This window comes from Bradyrhizobium sp. CB1717, assembly GCF_029714325.1.
In the GTDB taxonomy this organism is placed as follows: domain Bacteria; phylum Pseudomonadota; class Alphaproteobacteria; order Rhizobiales; family Xanthobacteraceae; genus Bradyrhizobium.
Window position 1 is genome coordinate 7,540,484 of sequence record NZ_CP121666.1, and the last position, 17,549, is coordinate 7,558,032.

Below are 17,549 nucleotides of genomic sequence, written 5' to 3' on the forward strand. Positions count from 1 at the left end.
GAGACGAACCTTCGAACCCTCAGCTTTCGGAGAAAGTTCTCTCAGTCTATTCAACAGTGCCGATCAAGGCTGTTGAAATGGCTCGAGCCAGAACTCGGCGGTTTTCTGGATTGCTCACCATTGTCACGTGGTTGCCTGGAACCGGTACGGCACGAAGAGACCCAGCATTCACGACCCGGTCCCACCCTTGGTTTGGCAAGCCGCTACTGGGTTGTTTGTCAGGTGGTACCCAACGACTGATGCGAGGCTCACTCGCATAGAACTGATGTATTTCAATCGCGAGCGGCGGAACGCGATACGATTGTAGCGCGCGGTGAAATGTCGCGGCCCTTTGGTACATCGAAACGTCACTGTGAAGATCGTGATCTGGAGCTAACGCTCCTGTTTGCTGCGCCTTTTCAAACAACTCAGAGATGGAACATTGTTCGGTGTCGCGTTCCAAAACCTCGTGATACTCATCGCGCAAGATTCCACAACGATCCAAGACAAATTCTCGTGCCAAATTCTTCAGTGATCCCTTTGAAGAAGCCGCAGCTAGACTAACATCGATGAACGCCATGAATGATACAACTTCATCAACACTCAGTAACTGCTCGGCAATTGCATAAGCCAGGATTGCACCTGATGAGTATCCAGCAAAGCGGTATGGGCCACGTGGCTGGATCTGTTTAATTGCAAGAATCACCTCTGCGGCTATTGCCTCAATAGTCGGTGGACGAACGTCATCGAAAGGAGGCCATGGCAGAGCGTAGACCGAGCAGTCTGCATCCATTTCCGCTGCCAAACCGAGGACATACGAACAATCCCCAAAACCTGTCGGGACAAAGAACAGAGGTGGCTGCGAGCCGGTCGGTCGAACGGGAATCACCGCCGTGTTACTGGGCTGCACCTGCAAACGAATCTTCGATGCAAGCTCCTTCAGAACTGGGGCTCGGAAGAGGTCGGTGGCGCTAAAACTCAGGCCAAGCTTTAATGCGCGACTGAGCATCTGCACGGCCAAGAGCGAGTGGCCGCCCAGTTCGAAGAAGTGGTCGTTGCGCCCGATGCGCTCGACACCCAGGAGCTCGGCCCAGATCCGCGCCAGTGCCGTCTCGACCGCACCTTGCGGCGCCTGGTAGGCCGCCAGCGCATAGGCCTGATCGGCCGGCGCCGGCAGCGCGTTCCGATCGAGCTTGCCGTTCAGCGTCAGCGGAAGCGCCGCCAGCCGCACGAACGCACTCGGCACCATGTAATCCGGCAGCCGCGCACTTAAGTGCGCCCGCAAGGCGCCCGCAAGCCCGCCTCCATCGCCCTCGTCCGAGCCGGTCTCGGGCGCGCAGACTACATAGGCGATCAGATGCTTGTCGCCGGCGCCGTTCTGGCGCGCCACCACCACCGCCTCGCGCACCCAGGCGTGCTCGCAAAGCCGCGCGACGATCTCGCCCGGCTCGATGCGATAGCCGCGGATCTTCACCTGATCGTCGTTGCGGCCCAGGAACTCAAGATTGCCGTCCGGCAGATAACGTGCAAGGTCGCCGGTCCGGTACAGCCGATCGCCCTCGACAAAGGGACTGGCGATGAACCGCTCCTCTGTCAGTTCAGGGCGGTTCAGGTAGCCCCGTGCCACCCCCGCCCCGCCAATGTAAAGCTCGCCCACCGCGCCGAACGGCACGGGCGCGCCATGGCCATCAAGCAAGTACACCCGCGTGTTGGCGATTGGACGCCCGATCGGGACCAACGACCCATTGAAATCAGCCGGGCAAGTCCAGATCGTCGCACAGACTGTTGCCTCGGTCGGGCCGTAAGCATTGGCAATTGATGCTGGGGCCAGACTTCGCATGAGTTCTGGCTTCGGCAGCTCTCCAGCAAGAATGAGAACTTGCACAGCCAAACCTTCCGGATCCTTGCTTGTCTGAAGCAACGCTGGGGGTAATGTCGCGTGGGTGATGGATTCGCTTTGCAGATAATCCGATAGCTTGCTACTCGCTTGACGGATCTCTTCCGCAGGCAAGTGCAGAGCGGCTCCGGAGCCAAACGCCATGACAAGCTCCCAAGCGCTTGCATCAAAAGCAATGGAGGCAAACTGCACGACGCGGCTGTTGGAAGAAGCGCCAAAGAGGCCGACCTGAGCCGACAGCAGATTGACCAAGCCCTGATGCTGGACCATGACCCCCTTTGGGGTTCCGGTTGAGCCTGAGGTGTAGATCACATAAGCGAGATGGCCCGATGTGAGGCCAAGCGTGCGCGGGTCAGGGTTTGAAGCCGCCCGGTCGGCCCAGGCGGGCGTGGCCGTCTCCACATCGATAACCGTCACATCGGTCAGCACCTCAGGGCCGAGTGCTGCGCGACCGACGACGTCGCAAAGCAGCAGCCGCGGCGCGGCATCGTCGACAACCTGATGCAGCCGCTGGCTGGGATAGGCTGGGTCCAGCGGCAGATAGGCACCGCCAGCCTTGAGGATCGCCAAGACACCAACCACCATCGCCGGACTGCGTTCGAGGCAGATCGCAACCGGCTGGTCCGGCTTGACCCCGAGCGCGATCAGGTGGTGCGCCAGGCGGTTGGCCTTCGCATTGAGCTCGCCATAGCTCAGCCGCTCGTTTTCGCAGACCAGCGCCACCGCCTCCGGCGCCTTTTGCACCTGCGCCTCGAACAGCTCATGGACGCACCGGTTCGATGGATAGGCCTCCGCCGTCCGGTTCAGATCCTCCAGCAGATAGGTGCGCTCCTCAGCCGGCAAGATGTCCAGCTCGCGTACCGGCGTATCCGGGGCATGCTCCAGCGACTTTGCCAGCTGCTCGAGCACCCGCTGCATGTAGCCGCAGATCCGATCCGCCGAGATCGGTTCCGCCACCTGCACAGTGAGGCCCAGCGCCTCGCCAAAATCCTCCACCGACAGAGTCAGGGGATAGTTGGTGCGTTCCTCCCCACCCAGCCATTCCATGCCCGACAACACATCATCCGTCCCGGAGCCGGGCACAGCCGGCGCCGTGTTGTGACGGTAGTTCAACAGTGTGCTGAACAGCGGTGCCGACGCCGCAACAGCGCTGCAGCGCTGTGCGAGCGCCAGCGAGGCATGCTCATGTGCCAGCAGGTCGGCCAGCCGGGCGTGCGTCATCCGCACGCTCGCCTCGACGGCGGTGTCATCGAGATCAAGCCGCAGCGGAAGGGTGTTGATGAACAGCCCCACGGCGCGGTCGGCGCCAGCGCTGCCCTGCAGCCGGCCTAACAGCACCGTGCCGAACACCACCTGCTCGCGGCCGCTGCTGCGCGCCACCACCTGTCCCCACGCCAGATGGCAGAGGCTCGCCAGACTCACGCCCAGCCGCCGCGCCTGTTCGCGCAGCCTCGCATGGAGCGCTGACGGCAGCATCCGATGCGCCTCTCGAACCCCGCCGCCGTCGCCACGCACCTCGCTCAAGTCGAAGGGCGTGGTCGGCTCGTCGATGTCGGCCAGCAGCTCCCGGAAGAACGCTTCATCGGCCTTGGCATCACGGCGCAGATGCGCCTGCGCCACCAGATTGCGGAATGGCTGCGGCGCGGTCAGCTCATGCTGGCGCCCCTCCAGCTCGGCCCGGACCTCAGCATGCATCACGTCCCGCGTCGTGTGATCTCCGATCAGATGATGCTGCAGCTCCAGCAGCAGCCAGCGCGGGCTGCGGGGCTCGCGCGCTATCACAAACCGCAGCAGTGGCGCCCGGCCAAGCTCGATGCGGTGCCGACGTGGGTCAAACTGCTGCCTGAGCTGCTCGGCTCCAGTGCCATGAGCGCCATCCAGCTGGACCTCGATCACCTCCAGTTGCGCCTGCCGCCAAACCACCTGGGCCGGCCGCGACAATCCCTCCCAGACAAACGAGGTACGCAGGATGTCATGCCGATCCACCACCCGCTGGACCGCGGCAAGATAGCGATCGAGCAGCCCACGCTCGGCAAACGCCATCTGCGACACCAGTAGGTATGGATCGCCCTTTGCCGCTAGCAAATGATGGAACAGGATGCCGTCCTGCAGCGGCGACAGGCCGTAGATGTCCTGGATGTTGCAAACCCCGCCGGGTATCGTGGCGATGATCCGGTCAATCTCGTCCTGCGCCAGCTCGATCAGTGGCAACATCTGCGGCGTGATCGCCGCACTCCGCTCGGTGATCAGGTTGGCTGGGACCGCCACCTCGTGATGGCGGCCCAGACTTGCAGCCAGATCCGCCAGCACCGGGTTGACGAACAAGGTGCGCACCTCGATGCGCAGTGACCGCCGCCGTAGACGCTCGATCATCTGCACCGCCAAGAGCGAGTGCCCTCCCAGTTCGAAGAAGTTGTCGTTCCGTCCGACCCGCTCCAGCCCCAGCAGCTCGGCCCAAATCTGCGCCAGCACCGTCTCCATCTCGCCCTGTGGCGGCGCGTAGGTCCGGCGCGCATAAGCTTCGTCGCCCGGGGCGGGCAGCGCGTTTCGATCGAGCTTCCCGTTCAGCGTCAGCGGAAGCGCCGCCAGCCGCACGAACGCACTCGGCACCATGTGGTCCGGCAGCCCCGCACTCACATGCGCCCGCAAATCGCCGGCAAGATCAGATTCCTCAGCTTCGGCGGCAACGACATACGCAACGAGGCGCTGCTCGCCGCGACCATCCTCGCGCGCGACCACCACCGCCTCGCGCACGCAGGCGCGGCCGCAAAGCCGCGCGACGATCTCGCCCGGTTCGATTCGGAAGCCGCGGATCTTCACCTGATCGTCGTTGCGGCCCAGGAACTCAATATTGCCGTCCGGCAGATAACGTGCAAGGTCGCCGGTCCGGTACAGCCGGTCGCCCTCGACAAAGGGGCTGGGGATGAACCGCTCCGCTGTCAGCTCAGGGCGATTCAAGTAGCCCCGCGCCACCCCCGCCCCGCCAATGCAGAGCTCGCCCACCGCACCGAACGGCACCAGCCCGCCATGACCATCCAGCAAGTAGACCCGCGTGTTGGCAATAGGGCGGCCAATCGGGACGATAGCCTCATCAAATCCAGCCGGGCAGCTCCAGGATGTAACGTCGATCGCGGCCTCAGTCGGACCGTAGAGATTGTGCAGGGCCGTCCAGGGCAATACGCGCCGAACCCTATGCACACTGGCGGCAGGGAGCGCCTCGCCGCTGCATAAAACCCGCCGCAGCGATGTGCAGCGGTCAACACTCTTCGCATCCAAAAAGCTGACCAGCATGGATGGGACGAAGTGAACTGTCGTGATGCGCTGGCTGACGATCAAGTCGACCAATGCATCGGGTTCTCTGTGCGCACCGGGCGGCGCCACGACCAGCGTTGCCCCTTCAAGCAAAGTCCAAAAGAACTCCCAAGCCGAGACATCGAAGCTAAATGGCGTCTTCTGCAACACGACGTCTGTTGCCTTCAGACCATAGGCGTTCTGCATCCAGATCAGGCGATTAACGATAGCCCGATGCTCGTTCTGTGCCCCTTTTGGCGTGCCCGTGGATCCCGAGGTGTAGATCACATAGGCGAGATTGCGGGAGCTCAGGCTGAGCGCGCGCGGGTCAGGGTCCGCTTCCGGAAGGCTGGCCCAGGCCGGCGCCGCAGCATCGAGCTTCACCACGCTCACATTTCCCGGCACATCCGCGCCGAAGGCGGCACGGCCGGCCACATCGGCCAGCAGCAGCCGCGGCGCCGCATCGTCGAGTACCTGATGCAGCCGCGCCGACGGATAGGCCGGGTCCAGCGGCATATACGCCCCGCCGGCCTTCAAGATTGCCAAAAGCGCCACCACCATCATCGGACTGCGCTCGACGCAGATCGCAACCGGCTGGTCCGGCCTGACCCCGAGGGCGATCAGGTGATGCGCCAGGCGGTTGGCCCGGGCATTGAGCTCGCCATAGCTCAGCCGCTCATCATCGCAGACCAACGCCACTGCATCCGGCGCCTTGTGCACCTGCGCCTCGAACAGCTCGTGGATGCACCGCTCCGCAGGGTACGGCGCCGCCGTCCGGTTCAGCTCGTCCAGCAGATGCGTGCGCTCGGCAGTCGAGAGCAGCTCGATCCGGTGGACCTCTTGCTGCGCATCGGCAGCCATCGCCCGCAGCAGCGCCAGCAGATAACCACGCTGCCGCTCGATCGTCGCCTGATCAAACAGCGCCGTGGCATACCCCAGCGTTCCGGCGATCTCCTCGCCATGCTCGCCAAGGCTCAGCTCCAGATCGAACTTGACCTGATCAAGCTCCTCCCCGGCAGCTTCCACGCTCAGCCCCGGCAGGTCCAATGATCCAACCGCATTGTTCTCCCAGGCCAGCATCACCTGGAACAATGGCGTGTGATCAAGAGCCCGAGGCGGCTGCACGATCTCCACCACCTGCTCGAACGGCAGGTCCTGATGCTCCTGCGCAGCCAGCACCGTGCACCGCGTCCGCTCCAGAAGCTCCGACACGCGCGGCTTGCCGGACAGGTCCATCCGAAGCGCAAGGGTGTTGACGAAGAACCCGATCAGCTCTTCGATCTCGCGGTGCCCCCGATTGGCGCTCGGCACGCCAATCACAAGATCGTCCTGCCCCGACAGACGCGACAGCACCGCCGCCCAGGCCGCCAGCACCGTCATGAACAACGTCGTGCCATGCTGCAGGCTCAGCCGCTTCAGCTCCCGCGTCAAATCCGCATCGATGATGATCGGGACAGTCGCCGCGGCAAACGATTGCTGGGCAGGCCGTGCATGGTCCGTCGGCAAGACAAGACGGGCTGTGCCTGCCAGGACGCTGCGCCAATACTGCGCCTGCTTCTGCAGCCGATCTCCCGACAGCCATTGGCGTTGCCAGGCGGCATAATCCGGATACTGGATCGCAAGCGGCGGCAGAGGATCGTCCTGCCCAGCCTCGAATGCCCGGTAGAGCTGGCTAAGTTCGCGCAGCAGCACGCCCATCGACCAGCCGTCCGAGACGATGTGATGCTGGGTGAGCAGAAAGACGTGTTCCTTATCCGACATCCGCACCAGACGCCCGCGGATCAGCGGACCGCGCGCAAGATCGAATGGCGTGTGGCCCTCTTCATGGCACAGATCCAAAAGTGCCGCTTCCGCATCCGATCTCTCCCGCAGATCGTGCTCAACTATCGGCAGACCCGCATCCGGCGGCAGAACCTCAACCCGGGGCTTGCCCTGGGTCGCGACAAAGACACTGCGCAGCGCCTCATGACGCGCAAACAGACGGTCAAGGCTGCGCTGCCAGGCGCTGTGGTCGAGCATCCCGCGCAGTCGCAAGGCCAGCGGAATGTGATAGTTCGTGCTGCCTTCGTTCAGCTGCGCCAAAAACCATAGCCGCTGCTGGGCAAACGACAGCACAAGCGGCTCATGACGCGACACGGTCGCAATCGACGGCAGCTCTTGCGGACCGGAGCGGCTCAACAGCTCGACGATGCTTGCCGCCAGATCAGTCAGCACTGGCCTTGCGAACAGCGTCGACAGCGGCAGTTCGACCCCGACAGCCTGTGACAGCCGGCTCGACATCTGCACGGCCAAGAGCGAGTGGCCGCCCAGTTCGAAGAAGTGGTCGTTGCGCCCGATGCGCTCGACACCCAGGAGTTCGGCCCAGATCCGCGCCAGCGCCGTCTCGACCGCACCTTGCGGCGCCTGGTAGGCCGCCAGCGCATAGGCCTGATCGGCCGGCGCCGGCAGCGCGTTCCGATCGAGCTTGCCGTTCACCGTCAGCGGAAGCGCCGCCAGCCGCACGAACGCACTCGGCACCATGTAATCCGGCAGCCGCGCACTTAAGTGCGCCCGCAAGGCGCCCGCAAGCCCGCCTCCATCGCCCTCGTCCGAGCCGGTCTCGGGCGCGCAGACTACATAGGCGATCAGATGCTTGTCGCCGGCGCCGTTCTGGCGCGCCACCACCACCGCCTCGCGCACCCAGGCGTGCTCGCAAAGCCGCGCGACGATCTCGCCCGGCTCGATGCGATAGCCGCGGATCTTCACCTGATCGTCGTTGCGGCCCAGGAACTCAAGATTGCCGTCCGGCAGATAACGTGCAAGGTCGCCGGTCCGGTACAGCCGATCGCCCTCGACAAAGGGACTGGCGATGAACCGCTCCTCTGTCAGTTCAGGGCGGTTCAGGTAGCCCCGTGCCACCCCCGCCCCGCCAATGTAAAGCTCGCCCACCGCGCCGAACGGCACGGGCGCGCCATGGCCATCCAGCAGGTACACCCGCGTGTTGGCGATTGGACGCCCGATCGGGACCAACGACCCATTGAAATCAGCCGGGCAAGTCCAGATCGTCGCGAAGGTCGTCGTCTCGGTGGGCCCGTAGCAGTGAATGAGACGTACGGGGCCCTTTTCTTTCAACAATCTCAGAAATGAGGCAAGATCACCGCGCTCACCCCCACAGAGGAGGTGCTTCAGTTGCGCCAACGTCGGAGCAATCGATGATGTATATTGGTTGAACAATGCTGTTGTCAGAAACAGTGACGTCACCCGGTGCTGTTCAAGCGCTCGCGCAAAACTGGGAGTATCCCTGACGGTGGCGGTATGCATGGCAACAATGCAACCACCGTTAAGCAGCGGTGCCCATACTTCGAATGTGCTTGCGTCGAATGCGGGATTGCCGGCCCATGCCACCCGATCTCCTGCATCGATCTTCACATATCCACTGTTGATCACGAGCCGGTTGACGGCACGATGAGGAACAACAACTCCTTTGGGAAGGCCAGTTGAGCCGGAGGTGTACATGACGTAAGCGGCAGTTTCAGCGCTCAACGCCAGCCCAGGATCGGAACTACATCCCATTCGAGCTATGAGCGGCTCAATAGCACGGACGGGTATCCTCGCCTCAACCAGATCATCAGCGCAAAGCACCAAGCGGGCAGCACAATCGGCCATCAACAATTCTTGTCGCGCCACCGGAAGGGCGCGATCAATCGGTACATACACGCCGCCGGCCTTCAGAATCGCCAGCTGCGCCACCACAAGAGCTGCGGAGCGGTCCAGCACGGTGGCAACGCGATCCTCCGGCCTGACCCCGAGGGCGATCAGGTGATGCGCCAGACGGTTGGCCTTCGCATTGAGCTCGCCATAGCTCAGCCGCTCATCATCGCAGACCACCGCCACCGCATCCGGCGCCTTGTGCACCTGCGCCTCGAACAGCTCGTGGATGCACCGCTCCGCAGGGTACGGCGCCGCCGTCCGGTTCAGCTCGTCCAGCAGATACGTGCGCTCGGCAGTCGACAGCAGCTCAATCCGGTGGACCTCTTGCTGCGCATCGGCAGCCATCGCCCGCAGCAGCGCCAGCAGATAACCACGCTGCCGCTCGATCGTCGCCTGATCAAACAGCGCCGTGGCATACCCCAGCGTTCCGGCGATCTCCTCGCCATGCTCGCCAAGGCTCAGCTCCAGATCGAACTCGACCTGATCAAGCACCTCCCCGGCAGCTTTCACGCTCAGCCCCGGCAGGTCCAATGACCCAACCGCATTGTTTTCCCAGGCCAGCATCACCTGGAACAATGGCGTGTGATCAAGAGCCCGAGGCGGCTGCACGATCTCCACCACCTGCTCGAACGGCAGGTCCTGATGCTCCTGCGCAGCCAGCACCGTGCACCGCGTCCGCTCCAGAAGCTCCGACACGCGCGGCTTGCCGGACAGGTCCATCCGAAGCGCAAGGGTGTTGACGAAGAACCCGATCAGCTCTTCGATCTCGCGATGCCCCCGATTGGCGCTCGGCACGCCAATCACAAGATCGTCCTGCCCCGACAGACACGACAGCACCGCCGCCCAGGCCGCCAGCACCGTCATGAACAACGTCGTGCCATGCTGCAGGCTCAGCCGCTTCAGCTCCCGCGTCAAATCCGCATCGATGATGATCGGGACCGTCGCCGCGGCAAACGATTGCTGGGCAGGCCGCGCATGGTCCGTCGGCAAGACAAGACGGGTCGCGCCTGCCAGGGCGCTGCGCCAATACTGCGCCTGCTTCTGCAGCCGATCTCCCGACAGCCATTGGCGTTGCCAGGCGGCATAATCCGGATACTGGATCGCAAGCGGCGGCAGAGGATCGTCCTGCCCAGCCTCGAATGCCCGGTAGAGCTGGCTAAGTTCGCGCAGCAGCACGCCCATCGACCAGCCGTCCGAGACGATGTGATGCTGGGTGAGCAGAAAGACGTGTTCCTTATCCGACATCCGCACCAGACGCCCGCGGATCAGCGGACCGCGCGCAAGATCGAATGGCGTGTGGCCCTCTTCATGGCACAGATCCAAAAGTGCCGCTTCCGCATCCGATCTCTCCCGCAGATCGTGCTCAACTATCGGCAGACCCGCATCCGGCGGCAGAACCTCAACCCGGGGCTTGCCCTGGGTCGCGACAAAGACACTGCGCAGCGCCTCATGACGCGCAAACAGACGGTCAAGGCTGCGCTGCCAGGCGCTGTGGTCGAGCATCCCGCGCAGTCGCAAGGCCAGCGGAATGTGATAGTTCGTGCTGCCTTCGTTCAGCTGCGCCAAAAACCATAGCCGCTGCTGGGCAAACGACAGTACAAGCGGCTCATGACGCGACACGGTCGCAATCGACGGCAGCTCTTGCGGACCGGAGCGGCTCAACAGCTCGACGATGCTTGCCGCCAGATCAGTCAGCACTGGCCTTGCGAACAGCGTCGACAGCGGCAGTTCGACCCCGACAGCCTGTGACAGCCGGCTCGACATCTGCACGGCCAAGAGCGAGTGGCCGCCCAGTTCGAAGAAGTGGTCGTTGCGCCCGATGCGCTCGACACCCAGGAGTTCGGCCCAGATCCGCGCCAGCGCCGTCTCGACCGCACCTTGCGGCGCCTGGTAGGCCGCCAGCGCATAGGCCTGATCGGCCGGCGCCGGCAGCGCGTTCCGATCGAGCTTGCCGTTCACCGTCAGCGGAAGCGCCGCCAGCCGCACGAACGCACTCGGCACCATGTAATCCGGCAGCCGCGCACTTAAGTGCGCCCGCAAGGCGCCCGCAAGCCCGCCTCCATCGCCCTCGTCCGAGCCGGTCTCGGGCGCGCAGACTACATAGGCGATCAGATGCTTGTCGCCGGCGCCGTTCTGGCGCGCCACCACCACCGCCTCGCGCACCCAGGCGTGCTCGCAAAGCCGCGCGACGATCTCGCCCGGCTCGATGCGATAGCCGCGGATCTTCACCTGATCGTCGTTGCGGCCCAGGAACTCAAGATTGCCGTCCGGCAGATAACGTGCAAGGTCGCCGGTCCGGTACAGCCGATCGCCCTCGACAAAGGGACTGGCGATGAACCGCTCCTCTGTCAGTTCAGGGCGGTTCAGGTAGCCCCGTGCCACCCCCGCCCCGCCAATGTAAAGCTCGCCCACCGCGCCGAACGGCACGGGCGCGCCATGGCCATCCAGCAGGTACACCCGCGTGTTGGCGATTGGACGCCCGACGTGAGGCATCTGGGGCCAACATGACGGATCAGCTCCAAGGTGGTGCTCAGAAATGACGCTGATTTCCGTGGAGCCATATTGATTGATCAATCTCGCGTTCGGGTGTGCTTCGAAGAACTCCCTAAGCAGTGGAGTGGCCTGCAATCGCTCGCCGGCTGTATAGAGCTCTTTTAAAGAGGGCAGTTGCACGCGCTGGGTGCTCCAGACTTCCGCAAAATGATTCAATGCCACGAACGGGAGGAAAAGCCGCTCGATCGCCTCCCGCTCTACAAATTCCAATAGGTCGGAGAATCGCCTCCGGGTCTCTTCCCGCAGGAGCACAAGCGCTCCGCCGTCCTTCCAACAAATGAACAATTCCTGACAGGACACATCGAAGTTCAGGGTCGCGAATTGAAGTGTGCGCAGTTTTGACGTGCTAATCCCCGCAAGCGAATTCATAAGCGCGCCATGGGACATTTCAACGCCCTTGGGGATTCCAGTTGAGCCGGACGTATAGATGACATAGGCAAGATGGCGCGAGGTGAGGCCAAGCGTGCCCGGGTCCGGGTTCGAAGCCGGCCGGTCGGCCCAAGGCGGGATCGCCGTCTCCAGATCGACCACCGTCACATCGGCCACGGCTTCGGCGCCCAATGCGGTTCGACCGGCGACATCACAAAGCAGCAGTTTCGGTTTTGCGTCGTCGACGATCTGCCGCAGCCGCGCTGACGGATAAGCCGGATCTAGCGGCAGATAGGCGCCGCCAGCCTTCATGATCGCCAAAACACCAACCACCATCGCTAGGCTGCGTTCCAGGCAGATCGCCACCGGCTGGTCCGGCTTGACCCCAAGCTCGATCAGATGATGCGCCAGCCCGTTGGCACGCGCATTGAGTTCGCCATAGCTCAGTCTCTCCTTCTCATGGACCACCGCCACCGCTTCCGGCGCCTTTTGCACCTGCGCCTCGAACAGCTCATGGATACATCGCTCATACGAACAAGGCGCCGCCGTCCGATTCAACTCCTCCAGTAGATACGCGCGCTCGTCAGTCGGCAGAATGCCGATTCGGCCGACAGGCTGCCCCGCATCGTCCATCACGCCGCGTAACAAAGCTTGCAAATGCTGCGTCATGCGGTCGATCTGCTTGGGCGCTAATCGAGCGGCATCAAAATGCCAGCGGAAGCTCCCATCCAGAGCGCGAACCTCAAAGGTCAGCAAATCGCCGCATAAGGCTTGGCCAGCCTTGTGGCTCGTCGACAGCTCGTCGGCGGCGGAACAGCTCTCTTTCGTGATTGCAATGCCGATCGGCCAAGGCTGGCGTGCCCGCAGCGCCTCTACACTTCGCAATGTCGGGCAGCGCGCGATAAGATCCCGAGTATAGCTAGCGTGCGTCCTCAGCTGCGCGACTTCCGCCGCTACGGTTTTGCGCACTTCTTCAAAATCGAGAGCAAGCTCAATGCAAACATCCATCGGCACGACGGAGGCGATTAACGCCTCGACGAGTTTACAGCCAGTTTGCAATCCATCCCATGCAGGCTTCCATCCCAGTTGAAATTCGGTTTCCCCCGTCATCCGAGCGAGATAGATCAGCCAAGCCGTTACCAGATATTCCGACCGATCTTGTGGGGACAATTTAGCCAAAGCGCTTGGGCTACACCACGAACTCGACTGCCATCGAGAAGGCGCCGCAGCCACGGACGATGACACGAAAGGAGGATGCAATCTTCTAAACTGTTCGAGCCGCCGTCGCCAAAACTCCTCCCCTCGCGCCAGGAGTTCATGTGCGGCAGATATGCTGTGCACCTGTTCATCGCTCAAGTTCGGAAGGCGACTTCCTTGATTCACGCAAATCGCTCACACGTTCGAATCTGTTTTGGGGCTTAGGCTGGTCTGCATTGATGTGGCGAGACCCGCCGAAGCAGATCACTCAATTTTCCTGCCAACCTTCCGCATCACCGAAAATGATGCGGGCGGTATCGCAGCTGCCACTCGACCGCGTCAGAGTTCTGGTAAGCGTTCGCATCGACCGACTTCTCCTCTATGGCACTCTTTAGAGGATTACGCATGTATCGTGCCAAAGGTGAAATCGGGTGCAATCAATGCGATAGCCACAGCGGTGCTATGTCAGCTATCCAACAGCGTCGCCAGACATCGTACAGCTGAGCGCGCTATCAATCGGCACAAGCCTTCGCCCGCCCGGTCTTCCCGACAAGGAAAAAGGGACCCGGAATACCAAAGTAATTTGTCAGCTCAGCCGAAGCGCATCGCGTGCGCCTTTAGTACAACCGGGACAAACACTTTTTCTAAGGTCCGCGCGTGCGATACGAGGCAGTGCTGGATCGCTCGAGTAAATGTTTCTCGCAATTAACGGCAGTCATGTTGGAATTGGCGTTTCTTCGCATCCCTCAATATGTGGAACCTGCCGGGTCGTCGAGCTTGTGGCGCTCGGTTCCGGTGAGGGGCGGGTTGAAGATGCTAACGAGGATCATGTCGTTGTTTCGTCCCCCGCGCAGGAAATGCTTGTCATGCTTGTCAAGCACATACATGTCACCCTTGCGAATGGGAAAGACATTCCCGTCCATGTCCTCGACCTCGCCCTCTCCGCCGATGCAGTAGCAGGCCTCGAGATGATTCCGGTATTGCAGAAGAGAAACGGTGTTAGCGCGCACCACGGTGTGGCAGATACTAAAACCCATGCCGTCCTTATCCGTCAGAAGGCGGTGGCTGGTACCATTGCCCCAATCGACGAAGTGATCGGTTGCTTCGACGTCGTACAGGCTGCGCACAATCATAGTGTTGGATTGCCCGGTGCAGGTTGACGTGATTGATCCAAAAGCTGGAGACCGTTGTTCTGCCAGGGAACTGCGACTTCCCTGTCGCTCGGCCGAACTGCGATCTCCGTCGAAACAACCAACCGTCGGTCGCCGAGAGCCTGTGCAGTAGGCCTATGGGATCGGCTACACGCAAAAGGCCTGCCATTTGCCCGACGGCGATTAGTGAAAATATCGGCGCGAGGGTATTTCGCAGGCGAGCCTCGGCGCGCACCAACTTTATGTTCCACCTTTCGCGTGGCGCCGCCGCTCACCATTATATTCCCCAGAATGCTGCTGGAGATATTGCCGGCGGCATAAACTGTCTCCAGTCGCAGATTTGGCAAGTCGTTTCCTTCCTTGCTGTGCCTCTCGCCGCGAATATGGTTCCGCAGCGTCTCAGCTAGTAGAGCAAATCTCATGCCGTGGTCGCAGACCGATGAAAAGATGAAGTTGTGGCTGTCTCAGCTGGCTAGCGACTGAGAACGATTTGGCTGGGAGTGTAGCCAATCTAACAAACTGCCGAGGATATGGCCGAATACAAACAGGTCCGCGAGCGAGGACCGATCGAACAGTGCTGCTTTTTATCCGCTATGGGCTAATGCCGACATAGATTGAGCACCTGATACGCGAGCCGAATGAACTCACGTGCAGGTCAGCAGATCAGGTCTTCGGGACTAGGCCAACAGCGGGCGGATATCATCGATTATTTGCCAGGTCGCGAACTCATGATAATGCCGCCGGCGAGAACTCGCGTAGTCCCAAATGCGCGTCGTTCGCGGCTCCGCGCCTAGCTCGCCGGGATGTCCGCCGCCTTCCGAAGGCTAAACGCGAGCGGGAAGGTCTCGTCCGAAAGAGACTCCAGCGCGGTCCGCTCTTCGGTGAGGCGTTCTTCGATGAACTGACGTTCGACGTCCGACAGGTTCGACTTCAGCAGGCGACGATAGCGGTGGATGTTGTTGCGGTGAGCACGAATGCGGGCCAAATATTCATCGAGCATCCTGGACGCTCCTGAGTCGTCGCAATCTCTACGAAGAGATATTCAGGCGAGCATGTCGTCGATCAACGCGCCGCCTGTCATCGCACCTCGGAAGCCGTTCGGCAGGCGGATAAGGACCATGGCAGTTCGTGATATCATTCGTTCGCCTAGCCTAGCCTAGCCTAGCCTAGCCTAGCCTTTCCATGGCGACGATCCACAGCGTTTTTTGCTCGCCATACGCCGTCTTTCTGCACGATTAGTCCCTCAAACAGAGCTGGACGCTTGTAAGGCGCAAGGAATAGTCGGTCACACCCGCGGCGCCGGACGCCTGTCGCTGACAAGATCGCCCGCCAGTATTCTCTCCCGACGAGCTGAACATCGTTTGTCGATGTGCTATACGCATCTAAGTTGAGGACAGCTTTGTTTGAGAGTTTCAATGTCTCTTTCGATTGGATTGATTGTCGACGGCTATGTGAAACTAAACAACCGCAGCGCGCTGGAGAACCTTCTGGTGCATCGGCGGGAGCTACTGCAGCAGTTGAACTGCGTTACTGGAGTTGATCCGAAGCCAGCGATCGCTCAGGTCAGTCAAGACATCACAGTGATCGAAAGGGCGCTTGCGGCGCTCCCACAGGAGTAAGCAACAACGGCGCACCGGCTCGCGTGAGTTGACTGCGCTTCGGCGCCGAACACTGAGTTCGCCCTCGTTTCCGGACGAAGGTTATTAGCGCGACGCCCTCGCAGCGAGCAACGCGTCAACCGATTCACATCGGATAACGACGCGTCTTGGGTGACGTTAGGCTTCCATCGATTTGCGACCACGATACACATCTGCGAGCTGGCCAGATCGCTATGCCGCAGGCGACGCGACGGCGCGCGCGAACCTGGATAGCAGGCCAGCATCTTCAGCACTGTGGCTTGGAAATTCACCTCAAGGACAAGCCATGTCCTAGATCTATCGCCACATCGTTGGTGCTCTGGAAAGAGCTTCCTGACCGATCTGTTTAAGCAGATCGGGGCGCGTCTCACCTCTGGTGGCGGCCTCCAGGATTTTGGAGGCAACGTAGGCGCGGACGCCCGCGTCATACGGTGAGACGCTCTCGCAAACCTCATCCAGGATCGCGCGCAGAAGCGCGGTCGTGGCACCGTCCAGCATTGGGAGATCTCCCTCATACCATCGAGGAAGATAATGGGACTTTACAGGACCGCAACTCAAGTACATCAGATCGTATGAGTCTCCGCGACTGCCGGTCAGCCGATTTCCAGCGCAGTGCAATGTCCAGCACCTCTGCGATCGCTGATCCATTGCGGCAGCTCGCTTGATCGGAATGCTTTTGTTTTCTCGTTGGCCGTCTCGGCTTAACAGACAAGCTTGCTAGAGCTCAGAGGTCAATGTGACCCCGCGATCATGCTCTGTGTACGGCCTTCCGCCATCTATTGCGCGCCGGACTGACTGGGCCGATGCGGTAGGCCAATGCTCGGACGGTGCTAGTTCGTTGCCGATCCTCATCAGGATCAATTGCGGCTAGAGGATTTGCCGTTTATCGCGCCTGCTGTGTCCAACCAATGCTTCGGCATACCTGCCCCGATGGAGTTAAGTAGCTTGCCACTGCCCTGCTCCGGGACATCGCGATCAATTCTTGCCGTGAAGCTGCCCTGGCCTCTCTCGAGGGAACTTCGGCTTTATGCAGCTTAACGAGGTCGTCTGCGCAATCGCGAAGTAATTTCATGGTCGTGGGCGCGTGGTTATTGATCTATAATCGCACGTATTGGCAGCACACGACTTTGAGCGAACCTCCGGCAATGCCCGCTTGCAGGTGGATGATCTCGATAGCGACTTGCGTTTTTGACACAGAAGCCTGGTGCAGCTGAAGGACCCCAGCACGGACACGCGAACTCGCGTGAAAATTCATCGGGGGGTGCCGGCGCAATGCAGGATTTGAGCGCGAGAGCGCGGCTCGTTGCATTAATCGATATTGCCATTTTGTTACAGTCTCCGCCCAGACCAATCACATGTAGCCGCAGGGCGGCATACTCCGCGGCCACATTGTTGGGGGCCATTGCTGCAACCGAGCATGAGCGACGAGCGAGATGACGTCGCCGAAAGTGCCGTCGCATCTGCGCGCTGGGCGCAAGCCCTTTGGGAGCGAGCTATTAACCAGCTCACCACGGGCTGCGTGTGAAATGCTCCGATCTGACGCCGAGGCGCCTCGTTCGGGGAAGAGAAGAGGCTGGGCTGTTCAGATTATCTGCTGTGTTTGTCGAATCGAAGGGGAGCTATATGAATCATCTCGGCAGCAGCCATCGTCGCACAACATCTGTGATGACAGACGAACAGCACGAGCTGGAGCGCTGCAAGCAGGAGATTGCGCACCTCAAACAGCTGGTTGTACGACTTTCTGAAATTGTTTTGCGCCACGTCGTACAGAGTGCCCAAAGCAGC

5 protein-coding genes are annotated in these 17,549 nt (G+C 61.4%); 1 reads left to right on the plus strand and 4 read right to left on the minus strand.

Annotation, left to right across the window (positions count from 1 at the left end):
* Positions 1–46 precede the first annotated feature (46 nt).
* From QA649_RS35325 to QA649_RS35335, 3 genes are all read right to left on the minus strand, one after another.
* A complete protein-coding gene (locus tag QA649_RS35325; RefSeq protein WP_283021248.1) occupies positions 47–12,889 on the minus strand; it encodes a non-ribosomal peptide synthetase in 12,843 nt (4,280 codons plus the stop codon).
* An 833-nt stretch (positions 12,890–13,722) separates the two neighbouring features.
* Positions 13,723–14,109 (minus strand): ectoine synthase, encoded by a 387-nt coding sequence (locus tag QA649_RS35330; RefSeq protein ID WP_100233488.1) that lies wholly within the window; start codon positions 14,107–14,109, stop codon positions 13,723–13,725.
* Positions 14,110–14,917: 808 nt separating this feature from the next.
* Positions 14,918–15,127 (minus strand): hypothetical protein, encoded by a 210-nt coding sequence (locus QA649_RS35335; RefSeq protein ID WP_100233487.1) that lies wholly within the window; start codon positions 15,125–15,127, stop codon positions 14,918–14,920.
* Positions 15,128–15,542: 415 nt separating this feature from the next.
* On the opposite strand from QA649_RS35335, the gene QA649_RS35340 reads away from it, so the two are divergent.
* The gene (locus QA649_RS35340) at positions 15,543–15,746 is read left to right on the plus strand and encodes a hypothetical protein (protein WP_100233486.1); all 204 of its coding nucleotides are present in this window, start codon (positions 15,543–15,545) and stop codon (positions 15,744–15,746) included.
* Between the two features lie 315 nt (positions 15,747–16,061).
* Here the strand turns inward: QA649_RS35340 and QA649_RS35345 are convergent, their stop codons facing one another.
* Positions 16,062–16,262, minus strand: a complete 201-nt coding sequence (locus QA649_RS35345; RefSeq protein WP_283021249.1) for a hypothetical protein — start codon at positions 16,260–16,262, stop codon at positions 16,062–16,064.
* Between the last annotated feature and the right edge of the window lie 1,287 nt (positions 16,263–17,549).

What these genes read in the sequence shown, in the direction of transcription:
- QA649_RS35325 (WP_283021248.1), bottom strand. Translation starts at nt 12,889, where the DNA reads ATGACGGGGGAAACCGAATTTCAACTGGGATGGAAGCCTGCATGGGAT.
- QA649_RS35330 (WP_100233488.1), bottom strand. Translation starts at nt 14,109, where the DNA reads ATGATTGTGCGCAGCCTGTACGACGTCGAAGCAACCGATCACTTCGTC.
- QA649_RS35335 (WP_100233487.1), bottom strand. Translation starts at nt 15,127, where the DNA reads ATGCTCGATGAATATTTGGCCCGCATTCGTGCTCACCGCAACAACATC.
- QA649_RS35340 (WP_100233486.1), top strand. Translation starts at nt 15,543, where the DNA reads ATGTCTCTTTCGATTGGATTGATTGTCGACGGCTATGTGAAACTAAAC.
- QA649_RS35345 (WP_283021249.1), bottom strand. Translation starts at nt 16,262, where the DNA reads ATGCTGGACGGTGCCACGACCGCGCTTCTGCGCGCGATCCTGGATGAG.